A 12,288-nucleotide genomic window follows, 5' to 3' on the forward strand; every position below is an offset into this window, starting at 1 on the left:
GAGCCCACCCGCTCGGGTGTCACATGCAGGCAGGTGGGTGGCGGCCGCCACGCGCAGGGTTGCGCGCACCGGGCGTCACCGGGTCCCGGGGCTGCTGAGCATCGTCGTGCCCGTCTACCAGGTCGAGCGCTACGTCGATGACTGCCTGACGAGCCTGCGCCGTCAGACGTACCGGAAGACCGAGATCGTCGTGGTCGACGACGGCTCCCGCGACGCCAGCATGGCGATCGTCGCCGGCCACGCGCGGCGCGACCCGTGCATCCGCGTCGTCCACCGGGCGAACGGCGGCCTCAGTGCCGCCCGTAACACGGGGGCGGAGGCCGCCCGCGGCGCGTACCTTACGTTCGTCGACTCCGACGACATGGTCTCCGACCCCGAGCTCTACGCCCAGGTGATCGCGACGCTCGAGGAGACCGGTTCCGACCTGGCCGTCACCGGCTACGACAGGTGGGAGGACGGCTCGCGCCGCGACGCGGCGCCGTGGATCCGCGCCGTGCACGATCGCGAGCGGCGGCGGACCACGCTGCGCGACTTCCCCGAGGTCCAGGCGAACGCCGTCGCTTGGAGCAAGGTCTACCGCCGCGCGTTCTACGACGAGACCGCGCTCCACTTCCCCGAGGGTGCGCTCTTCGAGGACCAACCCGTCTCCTCTCGTGCGTACGCGAGAGCACGGTCCTTCGACGTCCTCCCGCTGATGGGCGTGACGTGGCGGGTCCGCGAGGACCGCACCTCGATCTCGCAGCAGGCGATGTCCCTGCGCAACGTCATCGCCCACACGGCCGCGGTGGAGGCGTCGTTCGCCGAGCTCGCCGAGGCGGCCCCGTACGCGGTCGCGCCCCGCGCCTCCCAGCTCCTGCGCCACAACATGTGGTTCTTCACCCGGCAGCTGCCGATCGCGGAGGACGGGGTGTTCGAGGTGCTCAGCCAGAGCATCGGCCTGCTCCTCTCGCGGGTGGATCCCGAGGAGTACGCGGACAACACCGCTCCGTACGACAAGGCGCTCAACCTCTTCGTCGCGCGCGGCGACCGCGCCCGCACGGAGGCACTCCTCGCGGCCGGCCGCGAGGCGGGCCACTACCCCGTGGTGCGTGAGGACGGCGACCTGCGCTGCCTGCTGCCGATGCACGACGACCCTGGATCCGGCCTCGGCCCGCAGGAGCTTCGCCTTGGGGATCGGCTGCTCACCCTTCGCAGCGGCGTCGATCGCGTCCGCTGGTCCGGCCACGTGCTGGAGATCGAGGGATGGGCCTTCGTACGGTTCGTCGACATGGCCTCCTCCACGCCTCGGCTGGAGCTCGCCGCGACCGCACCGGACGGTCGGCTGGTCCCGCTCGAGGTCACCACGTTCACGAGCCCCCGTCTCGACGAGGTCAGCTCCCACGCGTACTGCGACTACCGGCCCGGCGGCTTCCGGGCGGCCCTCGACATCCGCACGCTCCCGCCGACCGTCGACAGGTGGACGTTCGCCCTGACGCTCGACGTGGACGGCGTCCGGCGCACTGGTCCGCTGACGGGCGTGGCGTCATTCGGCTCCGCCACGCTCGCGCGGCACAGCCCGTCAGGGACTCCCCCGTACGTCAGCCGGTCCCTGGACGGCCTGCTCGTCCTGGATCGCACCACGGTGGAGGGCAACAAAGCGGCGCCGGAGCGACCGGCCGAGGTCACCGGTTTCGCCGTCGATGCCGACCGCGTGGTCGTCGAGGTCGCTGGCGACGACCTCGACGTCGGCGAGGCGACCGGGGTGCTGGTCCGGCAGGGCGTGGAGCTCCGGGCCAGGGCGGAGGCGGGCGTACCGGGGACGCTTCGGCTGTCCTTCGCCACCTCCCGTGACGACGACAGGTCACTCCGCGGGACGGCGGCCGGGCCGGTCGAGCCCCCTCCTGGCGTCTATCGCCTCCTTCTGCAACGCTCCCCCGACGGCCCCGCGCGGCTCGCGACGCTCTCGGCCCGCGTTCTCGATCTCCTCCCATCCACCAGCACCACCGGCGCGCACCAGGTGCGCTTCGGGGTGGGGCGCAAGGGTGGTCTCACGGTGAGGCTGCACCCTCCGCTCGCGCCGGACGAGGTCGGCGCCCGCACCCAACGGCTGCTGCGCGAGACCACTCTCGGGCGCCACCCGGTGATCGACCAGGTCTTCCTGCGCGCGCCCAGCGGGCGCAGCGCGGACCTGTGGGCGGTGCACGACGCGCTGAGCGGCCGGACCTCTGCCGTGACGTGGTGGTCGGTACCCGACCTCTCAGCGCCCGTGCCGGCCGGCGCGTGCGTCGTCGTCGAGGGCACCCGGCAGTGGTACGAAGCCTTCACGAGCAGTCGGGTCGTCGTCCTCGACGGGCCGGCCGAGCCGTGGATGACCACGACCGACGACCAACGCGTCGTTCAGGTCGGGGTCGGCTACCCCCTCACCCCGTGGGGCCACGACATCCAGGCGGCGCACCACGCACCCGAGGCGTTGCCCGCCGTCGACGCGCGCGTCCGGGACTGGGACGTCGTGGCCTCGCCCGCGTCGTTCGCGACGACCCTGCTGACCACACAGGTGCTCGCCCCCGCCCGCGCGCGGGCGCGGGTCCTGGAGGTGGGCTCTGCACACAACGACCTCGTGCTCAGCGGACGCGCGCAGGCGCTGCGCGCACGGACACGCGCAGCGCTCGGCCTCTCGGACAGCACGCTCGCCGTCCTGCACGCGCCCGCGCGCCGGCGATGGCTCACCGCCACCGATCCGGCGACCCGCGAGCTGGATCCGGCGAAGATCGCCGCTGCGCTCGGCCCGGAGACCGTCGTGCTGGCGTGCGGCCACGCGGCGGACGATCCTGCGCCGCTGCGTGGCGAGCGGACGTACGACCTCACCGGTGCCGACCTCACCCTGCTCGCGCTCGCCTCCGACGCCGCCGTGCTCGACTACTCGCCGCTGCGCTTCGACTACCTGCTCCAGGACAAGCCGATGGTCTTCCTCGTTCCCGACCTGGCACAGTTCGCCCTGGCCCACGGGTTCGCCGTCGACGAGAGCGACACGGCCCCCGGACCGCGGGCGACTGACCTCAGCACACTGGAGCAGGCATGGAGGCAGGCCACCGACCCGCGATATACGGCGGAGCGCCATCGGGTGAGGGCCGACTACCTCGACCGTGAGCACGGCGATGCCGCCGCACGGCTCGCCACGGTCGTCGTCGAGCTCCTCGAGGGTGGGGCTCCTCGCTAGTGCGCCGCCTCGTAGGCAGCCCGCACCTCTTCTGAGACACGTCCGCGCTCGGACACCTCATAGCCGTTGTCGCGCGCCCATGCGCGGATCTCGGACGCGCTGCCCGCGCCGCCGCTACGACGACGATTCGTACCGCCAGCCGCCGACCTCCGGCGCCCGCCTCGCGACTTGCGTGCCTCAGCCACGTACGGAGCAAATGCATCGCGAAGCTTCTTGGAATTCTTCGCAGAGAGGTCAATCTCGTACGAAACACCGTCAAGCGCGAACGAAACGGTCTCTTCTGCCGTGCCGCCATCGATATCGTCGACCAGGATCACCTGAATTTTTTGGGCCATGCTTGGCACAATACGCCTCGCAAGAAATCCCGACAATGAGCGACACGGAGGTACGACGAAATCAGGCCTCGCGAGACGCCGGGAAAAGAATTGCCTCGCGAATACCGACGCCCATGAGAAGCATCACAAGGCGATCGACACCCAGACCCATTCCACCGGCCGGCGGCATGCCGAACTCCAACGCGCGCAAGAAGTCCTCGTCGACATCCATCGCCTCCGGGTCACCCGCTGCGGCGAGCGCCGCCTGCTCGGTGAGCAGCTCGCGCTGCAGCACAGGATCGTTCAGCTCGGAGTAGGCCGGCGCAAGCTCGACGCCGTTGATGATGAGGTCGAACGCCTCGGCGAGACCGGGCTTGCTGCGGTGGGGCTTGGCCAACGGGCGCACGGACTGGGGGTAGTCGGCGACGAAGGTCGGCTGGATAAGCGTGTGCTCGACGAGCTTCTCGAACAGCTCCAGGACGATCTCGCCCGGCCCCCAGCCGTCTCGCAGCGCGACTTCGTGCTCGGCGGCCAGCTTGCGCAGCGTCTCCTCGTCCGTGTCGAGCGCGACGTCAGCACCGACGGCCTCGGAGACGAGCTCGTGGATGCTGGCCCATCGCCACTCGGCCTCGAGATCGATCTCGCTGCCGTCGCGCCCGGTGACGACGGTGCGACCGAGTGCACGGGCGGCGTCACGGACGAGGTCACGGAGAAGATCGGCCATCGTGTGGTAATCGCCATAGGCCTGATATGCCTCGAGCATCGCGAACTCGACATTGTGGGTGTTGTCGACGCCTTCGTTGCGGAAGGTCTTCGCGATCTCGTAGACACGATCCACGCCTCCGACCAGCGCGCGCTTCAGGTGCAGCTCGAGCGCAATGCGGAGCAGCATCTCCTGGTCGAACGCATTCATGTGGGTGGCAAAGGGACGCGCTGCGGCACCGCCGTTGGTGAACTGCAGCACCGGGGTGTCGACCTCGATGAATCCACGGGTGTCGAGCGTGCGGCGCAGCGACTGGAGGATCGTCGCCTTGGCGCGGACGACCTCGCGCGCCTCGGGCCGCACGACGAGGTCGACGTATCGCATCGTCGCCCGCAGCTCCTCGGACAACGGGTTGTGCTCGTTGGGCAGTGGCCGCAGCGTCTTGGCCGCGATCTGCCAGGCACGCACCTGGATCGAGAGCTCGCCGCGACGGCTGGTGACGACCTCGCCCTCGACCGCGAGGTGGTCGCCGATGTCGACGAGCGCCTTGAACTCTGCGAGCGACTCCTCGCCGACCTCGGCGAGAGAGATCATGCCCTGGATCTCGGAGCCGTCACCCTCGCGCAGCCGGACGAAGCAGAGCTTGCCGGTGTTGCGCAGGAAGATCACGCGCCCGGCCGTCGCGACCTCGTCGCCGGTGTGCGCGTCGGGCCCGAGAGCCTCGGCGTCGTGCGCCGCGACGATCTCGCGGATCGTGTGGGTGTAGGGCACGGTGAGCGGGTACGGCGAGACGCCCTTGTCGAGCAGCCGCTGACGCTTCTCGCGCCGGACGCGCATCTGCTCCGGGAGATCGTCGGCGGGCACGGTGGGGACGGCGTCGGTCATGCGTCCCAGGGTATCCGGGCCCCTGACCCTCCTGTGGGCGGACCGGGCGCCGACGATCACGCAGGCAGTCGACGCGTACGGCAGGATGGGTTCGGACGCGCGCCGACCGCGGGCAGGCGTGCAGGCGGGAGGTCGCGGTGCACGAGAGTCACACCGTCGTCCTGGTCTGCGCATCCGCGGACGACCGTCCGGAGTCCGTGGACCCGCTCCTGCGCGAGGTCGCAGGGTTCACAGCCGGTGCGGCCGTCGTGGTGGCACCCGCCGCGCTCGCTGCAGCGGCCGCACGGACGGGCATGCTCCATGTCGACCTCGACGGTCCGGCGAGCGCGGTCGAGGCGGTGGTCTCCCAGGCTGGTCTCCTGGTCCTCTCGGACGCGTCTGCGTGGGAGGAGCTCACCTACAGGCTGCCGCTCGCCGCCGTGGCGGTGCCGGCGCTCCTCCTGGGAGAAGGCCCGCCTCGACCGTTCACGGGGCACGTCCGCCGATCGGGCCAGCCTCTCGAGGAGGCAGCCGCCGCGGCGGAGCACGCCTTCGGAGACCTGACCGACGCCGATCGCGTCGTCGTCCTGGCCGCACTCCTGTCCCGGCTCACCGACGTCGTCACCGCCCAGCGCGCCTCGCTCGTCGAGCTCTCCGACCTGACCCGGCGGGAGTCGGCCGTGAGGCAGGAGGAGCTGGCGTACCGCGACCTACGGATCTCGGCGCTCGAACGCCGCAACGTCCGCACAGCGCGGCGCCTCGACAGGATCGCCGGTCGCCTGGGCCGGATGCGCGAGCGCCATGCCCGCCGCATCCGACGTCTCGAGCGCGACGTCGCCTCGATGCACCGGCTGCGCCGGCGGTTGGCACGAGCACTCACCAGGGTGCGGGCCCGTTTCTCGGCCTGACCCGGCTCACCCGAGTGCGTCGTCCAGGACGCGGCGCAGCCCACGCACTCCCGGCCGGTCCTTGAGGTCGACGGTGAATCCCGCGTTGACGGCGTCCGCCGACCACCCTCCTGGGGGGTGCTCGACGTCCGGAGCCGCCCAGACCATGTGCAGGTCGTCGCCGAGGACCGACGAGTGCAGGTACTCGTTGGCCGCCGTGTACGCCGCCGAGTTGATGATGATCTTGGCTCCCGGGCGACTGAAGACGGCGTTGCACATCGCGCTGCCCCCGTAGCCCGCCACCACCGACGCGTGCCAGAACGCGGACGCCTGCTCGGCCATCGGCATCGTCTCGGGGCGCAGTGTCGCGAACCCGCGCGCACGGAACTCCTCCTCCACCGCGTCCGCGTTGTGGCAGCGACGCTTCAGATCCGCCGGCCGCCCCACGAAGATCCGGTCCGCGTACGGGGTGAGCGGCGGGTCCGCGAGCCCGCGCAATGCTTCCCCGACCCGGCTCCACGTCGCTCCCAGCTCGGGGTGGGCGAAGCGCGGGTTCGCGAACTGCGGCGTCGCGGCGTACAGGTGCTCCACGACGAACGGCTGACCGCACGGCACGATGTCGTCGTCGTCGATCCCCGCTGCGTTGAGCAGCGTGCGCACGAACGACCGAGGTCCGGTCCCGCCCCGTTCCACCCCGACGAGCGCCTTCAGGTCCGGCCGCTGCTCCTTCAGCCGCCACCAGCCCCACAGCCTCGAGAGGACCTCGGTGATGACGTGGCCGAAGTGGTGAGGGAACTCCGAGGCGAGGAAGAAGTACTCCCCCTCGAGCGTCTCGACGGCGCTTCCCGCAGGTCGGCGACCGTACTCGCGGCTCGCCCAGTGGAGGAAGACGTTGTGGAGATGGCCGCCGGTGAAGTGGCGGAAGGTCTCCGGGATCGCGGCATGGCGGACCCGGGCGACCTGCCGCGGCCAGCACTCTGCGAGGTCGTAGCGAACGAGGTTGGTCTGCGGGACCTCGAGCTCGCGGGGGTATCGGTCGCGCTCGGCGTCGCGGTTGTGGTGGACCGTCGCCCGGCTGCGGAACGTCCGAGCCGGCTGGCTCTCCAGCACCGCACCCCAGATCCCGCGACCGAGCCGGCGATCGAGAACGCGGTGGGGATCGACGTGCCAGAGCTTTCGCAGGTGGGGCAGCCGCTTCCCGAAGCGGTAAACGACGATGTCGCCGAGGGTCTTCTCGTCCCTCGGCTGCAGGGCCAGCCTCACCTCGTCGCCGTCGGGGCCGAGGCCCTGCGGAGGCTGGTGAGGGAGTGCGGCGACCTCGGACGCCGCGCAGGCCCGCTCGAGCAGTCCCGCAGCGCCGGTCGCGTCGGCGGCCTCGGTGACGACGGAGTAGGTCCCCCCCTCCACGACCACGAACGCCAGGCAGCGCAACGCAGCGTCGACCGCCTCGGGGGTCTCGACCCGCGCGTCGACGAACGCAGCGACCTCGTCGATGACGAGCAGGGAATCCAGCACCTCCTCGACCGTCGTCGCCTGCTCGATCCGTACGTTCTCGGGGAGCGCATCGACGAGGGGCGAGGAAGGACGCGCAGCCGCGAGCACGTGGACGCGACGTGGGGCGAGACGCCGGCCGAGATCGCGGAGCGTCCCGGCCTCGCACGCCCGCTCCCACACGACGACGTCACCGCGCGGCAGGCCGTCGTCGACCGTGAGCGCCGCGTTCAGCGCCGTGGCCGCCCGCTCTCCGCTCGGCCTCATGGCGGTGATTATCGTCGAGTTCCCTGCCCCCGGCACGGAGGATTCGTTACCGTCCTGTGGTGGGCCGCTCGATGATCGCGACCATCGCCGCACTCCTCGTCGCGGCGAGCCTGCTCGTGTCCGACCCCACCGCCGCGGCCACTACGGCAGACCGCCTGCCTGCGGACGACCGTGCACGGACCCATGGCGCCACCGTGCGCGTCGCCCGGGCACCGCGCGCGGCGCCTGCCCGCCCGATGTTCGGGGAGATGACGACGCTGCGCGGCAGGATCCCTTCGAGGCAGCGGCGGCCCGTGGTCCTCCAGCAGCGGCTCAAGGGAGCATGGCGCCCCGTCGCACGCGCCATGACGCGCCGTGACGGTTCCTACCGGTTCCGGGTCGCCGCGGCACGAACTCGCCTCCGGGTGGTCGCTCCCCGCCGCGCGGCCCGGGGCCTGCCCCGTGTCCGCAGTAGGTCTGCCCGCCTCGTGCCGCGACCGCAGCGGCTCGTCGCGACCGTTCCGCACGTCGTGGCGCGCCGAGGGAGCGTGACGCTGCGGGTCCGGCCTCTGCCCGCGCGCGCCGGACGCAGGGTGGCGCTCGTCCTGCGCCACCCGCGTCTGGGCACGCGCCGGTTGACGCTTCGCACACGTGCCGACGGGACCGCGCGGACGCGGACCGCGTTCGCTCGCTCGGGTGTGGTGCAGGTGCGCGTCACTGCTCGGCGCTATCGCGGCGCTGCCGCCACCACCGTCCGCCGCCGGCTACGCGTCGTGCCCCGTCCTCGGCCGGCCGTGGTCTCGCACCGTGGGCTCTTCGGAGCGGGCGCGGAGAACACCATCCCGGCCTTCGCCCAGGCCGTGGCGCTCGGCGCCGACGCCGTCGAGGCCGACGTCCGCCGTACGAGCGACGGCGTGCTCTTCCTGACCCATGACGAGACCTTCGCCCGGACGACCGACGTCGCCACCGTCTTCCCCGGCCGCGAGGGCGACCCCGTCGGCTCCTTCTCCTGGGCGGAGGTCCGCCGGCTCGATGCCGCCGCAGGGCGGTCGACGTCGCCCACACCGGTGCCGTCGTTGGACGAGCTGTTACGGGCTGTCGACAAGACGGGCGTGCGGGTCGTGCTGGACGTGAAGCGGCCCGATCTCTACACCGGCATCGAAGTCGAGGTGCTCGAGACGGCGAAGGCACGCGGCCTCGTACGCCCGGGCGAGGGTGATCTGGTGCGGTTCGACTGCTTCGACTGGACCGCAGCACAACGGATCGCTCTGGCGGATCCGGACGCGGAGACAGGGCTGCTCTCGATCGGGGCACCCCCTTCCGACCTCACTCCGTACCGGTGGGCGGACCAGTGGGTGGTCAACCAGCGTGCTGTCGACGCGGCGCTGACTGCCCGCGTACGTGCTTCGGGCGCGGGCGTTGACGTGTGGACGGTCAACAGCCCGAGCACCGCCCTGGACTTCGCCGATCTCGGTGTCGACGCGCTCATCACCGACAACCTGCCGGCGCTGCGCCGCGTGCTCGAGTGACGACGCGCTAGGCGTTGCGCTCCGCCACGATCCGCAGCCCGATGAGCGTGAGGTCGGGCTCGTGGCGGGTGATCGTCGCGCACTCCCCCAGGACGACGTCGGCGTGGCTCCCCGTCGCGACCACCGTGACGTCGTCGTGGTCGAGCGCGCGCACCATCCGCGACACGATCCCGTCGACGAGTCCGGCGAACCCGAACACCATGCCCGACTGGATCGCCTCGACGGTGTTCTTGGCGATCACGCCGCGGGGCCGGGTGAGCTCGACCGACCGGAGCTGCGCCCCGCGTCGCGCCAGCGCCTCGAGCGAGATGCCGATGCCTGCCGAGATCGAGCCGCCGACGTAGCGGCCGCGCTCGTCGACGACGTCGAAGGTCGTCGCGGTGCCGAGGTCGACCACGACGCACGGCCCGCCGTACAGCTCGCCGGCGGCGGCGGCGTTCACGATCCGGTCGGCACCGACCTCGCGCGGGTTGTCCATCAGGATCGAGACCCCCGTACGGGTGCCGGGCTCCACGATCGAGACAGTGCAGTCGTCGTAGTGCCGCTCGAGCAGGGCGCGCATCTCGTGCAGGATCGCCGGGACGGTGCACGACAGGGCGACCGCGTCGATGTCCGCGATCCCCCGCTCGGCGAGGAGCCCCTTGATCATCAGGTGCCACTCGTCAGCCGTCCGCGTGTCGACCGACGCCACCCGCCAGCTCGCGACCAGCCGCAGACCGTCAAACACGCCGACGACGGTCTGGCTGTTGCGGACGTCGAGACAGAGCAGGCTCACCGCTCCATCATGGCGCAAGGCCCTCCTCAGACCGACCGGGCTGCAGTGACATCGCCGCGTACGGTCGCGGACCCCGGGACGGGCTCGGCAGGGTCGGAACCGGTGGCGACGAGTCGGTTCTCGGTGTCGACGAAGACGACCCGCGGCTCCAGGGCGCGGGCCTCCGCGTCTGTCACCTGGGCGTAGGCGATCAAGATCACGAGGTCGCCGGGGTGGACGAGTCGCGCGGCGGCGCCGTTGATCCCGATGACGCCCGAACCTCGCTCGCCCGCGATCGTGTACGTCTCGAGCCGCGCGCCGTTGTCGATGTCGACGATATGCACGAGCTCGCCGGGCAGGATGTCGGCCGCCTCGAGCAGATCGGCGTCGACCGTCACCGAGCCGACGTAGTGCAGGTCCGCCTGGGTCACGGTGGCGCGGTGGATCTTGGACTTCATCATCGTGCGGAGCATCAGCGGTCCTCCGGCGGTCCGAGGGCGAGGGCGACGTTGTCGATCAGCCGGGTCTCGCCCACGTGGGCGGCGACCAGGAGGCGCGCGTCGCACCCCGGGCGGGGCGGCGTGAGGTCGGGTGCACGCAGGGCCAGGTAGTCCACGACGACCGCGCTCTCGGAGTCGAGGACCTCGCGCGCGGCGGTGAGCACGGCCTCCCCACCGAGCGGTGCGGCGTCGCGGCCCGCGGCAAGCGCCCTGGACAGGGTGACGGCGAGCGCGCGCTGCGCCTGGTCGAGGTAGCGGTTGCGCGAGGATATCGCCAGGCCGTCGTCCTCCCGTACGGTCGGGCAGCCCTCGACGGCGACCGGCATGCACAGCGCGCGCACCATCTGGCGGATCAGCACGAGCTGCTGGTAGTCCTTCTCGCCGAAGACCGCGACGTCCGGACGCGTCAGGCCGAGCAGCTTCGCGACCACCGTCAGGACACCCCGGAAGTGGCCCGGCCGCACGGCGCCCTCGAGCTCGGCACCGAGAGGTCCAGGGTCGACGGTGACGCCGCTCGTGTCCGGACCGTCGGGGTACATCTCGGAGACGGCCGGATGGAAGACCACGTCGGCCCCGGCCCGGGTCAGCTGGGCGAGGTCGCGCTCGAAGGTCCGGGGATAGCGGGCCAGATCCTCGCCGGCACCGAACTGGGTCGGGTTGACGAAGATCGACACGACCACGAGGTCGGCGCGCTCGCGGGCGTACGAGACGAGGCTGAGGTGGCCCTCGTGGAGGGCACCCATCGTGGGGACGAGAGCGACGGTGCAGCCGTCGCGGCGTGGGATGGCAAGTGCGGTGTCGAGCTCTTCGCGCGTCGTGGCGACGACCGGGGCGCTCACGCGCCGGTCCGGGTGCCCTCGTCGGCGACCAGGGTCGCCAGGACATCCCACTCGGACTCGCGCAGGATCCGTCGGATCTCGACCGCGCCACCCGCATCGAGTCGGCCGTCGGCGACGGCGTGGGCGGAGGTGGCACGTGCCATCGCCACGTACGCGTCCATCGTCGGCACGGGCTGGTCTGCCATCGCCGCCAGGTGGGCGCGCACGGTCTCGATGTCGCCACGCACCACCGGGCCGGTGAGTGCGGCGTCCTCGTAGAGGAGCGCGTTCTCGAGCGCAGCGGTCAGGAGCGGGCGCAGGACCGCGGCCGGGTCGGCAGCGCCCGTACGACGCAGGATCTGCATGGCCTGCGACACGATCGTGACGAGATGGTTCGCGCCGTGAGCGAGCGCCGCGTGGTAGGTCGTCCGGTCCTCGTCGCGGACCCACATCGGGCGTCCGCCGAGGTCGGCGACCAGGGTCTCCGCGATCTCGTGCTCGTCCTCGCCGGCGGTGAGGCCGAAGACGGCTCCGGACAGGTGCGCGAGGTCGACGTCGGTGCCGGTGAACGTCATCGCGGGATGGAGCGCGACGGGGCGCGCGCCGACGTGCGCGGCGGCGGCGAGCACGCCGAGGCCGTGGCGTCCGCTCGTGTGGGCGACGACCTGGCCGGGTCGCAGGTGGCCGTCGAGGGCGAGCTCGGCGACAAGACCGGGGAGCGCGTCGTCGGGGACGGCGAGGAGGAGGAGGTCCGCGCGGGTCGCGACCTGTGCGGGCGCAAGCACGGGGACGCCAGGGAGCAGCGTGTCGGTGCGGGTGCGAGAGGCGGCGGACCGGCCGCTGACGGCGACGATCTCGTGGCCGGCTTCGCGCAGCCGGGCGGCGAGCACCGCTCCGACGCGACCTGCGCCGATCACACCTACGGCGTGGAGGGACTTCATCGAAGTGCCTTTCGTTCCAGTCCCCGTACGGGGTACCAGACAAAC

10 protein-coding genes are annotated in these 12,288 nt (G+C 71.8%); 3 read left to right on the forward strand and 7 right to left on the reverse strand.

Annotation, left to right across the window (positions count from 1 at the left end; genetic code table 11):
• The first annotated feature begins 37 nt into the window (after nt 1–37).
• Complete coding sequence (locus H4N58_RS17490) at nt 38–3,196, forward strand: CDP-glycerol glycerophosphotransferase family protein (protein WP_167251499.1); 3,159 nt, start codon at nt 38–40, stop codon at nt 3,194–3,196.
• Here the strand turns inward: H4N58_RS17490 and H4N58_RS17495 are convergent.
• Both H4N58_RS17495 and lysS read right to left on the reverse strand, forming a co-directional pair.
• Entirely contained in the window at nt 3,193–3,531 is a 339-nt protein-coding gene (locus H4N58_RS17495; RefSeq protein ID WP_167251497.1) for an Lsr2 family protein, read from the reverse strand. The genes H4N58_RS17490 and H4N58_RS17495 overlap by 4 nt on opposite strands.
• A gap of 61 nt (nt 3,532–3,592) precedes the next feature.
• Entirely contained in the window at nt 3,593–5,098 is a 1,506-nt protein-coding gene (gene lysS / locus H4N58_RS17500; RefSeq protein ID WP_167251495.1) for a lysine--tRNA ligase, read from the reverse strand.
• A gap of 137 nt (nt 5,099–5,235) precedes the next feature.
• Here lysS and H4N58_RS17505 point away from each other — a divergent pair, with 137 nt between their 5' ends.
• A complete protein-coding gene (locus tag H4N58_RS17505) occupies nt 5,236–5,985 on the forward strand; it encodes a hypothetical protein (protein ID WP_167251493.1) in 750 nt (249 codons plus the stop codon).
• 6 nt (nt 5,986–5,991) lie between these two features.
• Here the strand turns inward: H4N58_RS17505 and H4N58_RS17510 are convergent, their stop codons facing one another.
• Entirely contained in the window at nt 5,992–7,722 is a 1,731-nt protein-coding gene (locus tag H4N58_RS17510) for a DUF563 domain-containing protein (RefSeq protein ID WP_167251491.1), read from the reverse strand.
• A gap of 59 nt (nt 7,723–7,781) precedes the next feature.
• On the opposite strand from H4N58_RS17510, the gene H4N58_RS17515 reads away from it, so the two are divergent.
• Complete coding sequence (locus H4N58_RS17515) at nt 7,782–9,230, forward strand: glycerophosphodiester phosphodiesterase family protein (RefSeq protein ID WP_167251489.1); 1,449 nt, start codon at nt 7,782–7,784, stop codon at nt 9,228–9,230.
• 7 nt (nt 9,231–9,237) lie between these two features.
• Here the strand turns inward: H4N58_RS17515 and H4N58_RS17520 are convergent, their stop codons facing one another.
• The 4 genes from H4N58_RS17520 to H4N58_RS17535 are packed head-to-tail and all read right to left on the reverse strand — an operon-like array spanning nt 9,238 to nt 12,243.
• Nucleotides 9,238–10,005, reverse strand: coding sequence for a type III pantothenate kinase (locus tag H4N58_RS17520; RefSeq protein ID WP_167251487.1), 768 nt, complete (start codon nt 10,003–10,005; stop codon nt 9,238–9,240).
• Between the two features lie 26 nt (nt 10,006–10,031).
• On the reverse strand, nt 10,032–10,457 hold the full coding sequence (panD, locus tag H4N58_RS17525; RefSeq protein ID WP_167006182.1) for an aspartate 1-decarboxylase: 426 nt from the start codon (nt 10,455–10,457) through the stop codon (nt 10,032–10,034).
• The gene (panC, locus tag H4N58_RS17530) at nt 10,457–11,323 is read right to left on the reverse strand and encodes a pantoate--beta-alanine ligase (protein ID WP_167251485.1); all 867 of its coding nucleotides are present in this window, start codon (nt 11,321–11,323) and stop codon (nt 10,457–10,459) included. Before panC ends, panD begins: the two co-directional genes overlap by 1 nt.
• Complete coding sequence (locus H4N58_RS17535) at nt 11,320–12,243, reverse strand: Rossmann-like and DUF2520 domain-containing protein (RefSeq protein ID WP_167251483.1); 924 nt, start codon at nt 12,241–12,243, stop codon at nt 11,320–11,322. Before H4N58_RS17535 ends, panC begins: the two co-directional genes overlap by 4 nt.
• Nucleotides 12,244–12,288: the final 45 nt, after the last annotated feature.

This window comes from Mumia sp. ZJ1417 (genome assembly GCF_014127285.1).
Taxonomy (GTDB): domain Bacteria; phylum Actinomycetota; class Actinomycetes; order Propionibacteriales; family Nocardioidaceae; genus Mumia.

Coding starts and splice junctions, on each gene's coding strand:
- H4N58_RS17495 (WP_167251497.1), bottom strand. CDS start 3,531: ATGGCCCAAAAAATTCAGGTGATCCTGGTCGACGATATCGATGGCGGC.
- lysS (WP_167251495.1), bottom strand. CDS start 5,098: ATGACCGACGCCGTCCCCACCGTGCCCGCCGACGATCTCCCGGAGCAG.
- H4N58_RS17510 (WP_167251491.1), bottom strand. CDS start 7,722: ATGAGGCCGAGCGGAGAGCGGGCGGCCACGGCGCTGAACGCGGCGCTC.
- panD (WP_167006182.1), bottom strand. CDS start 10,457: ATGCTCCGCACGATGATGAAGTCCAAGATCCACCGCGCCACCGTGACC.
- H4N58_RS17535 (WP_167251483.1), bottom strand. CDS start 12,243: ATGAAGTCCCTCCACGCCGTAGGTGTGATCGGCGCAGGTCGCGTCGGA.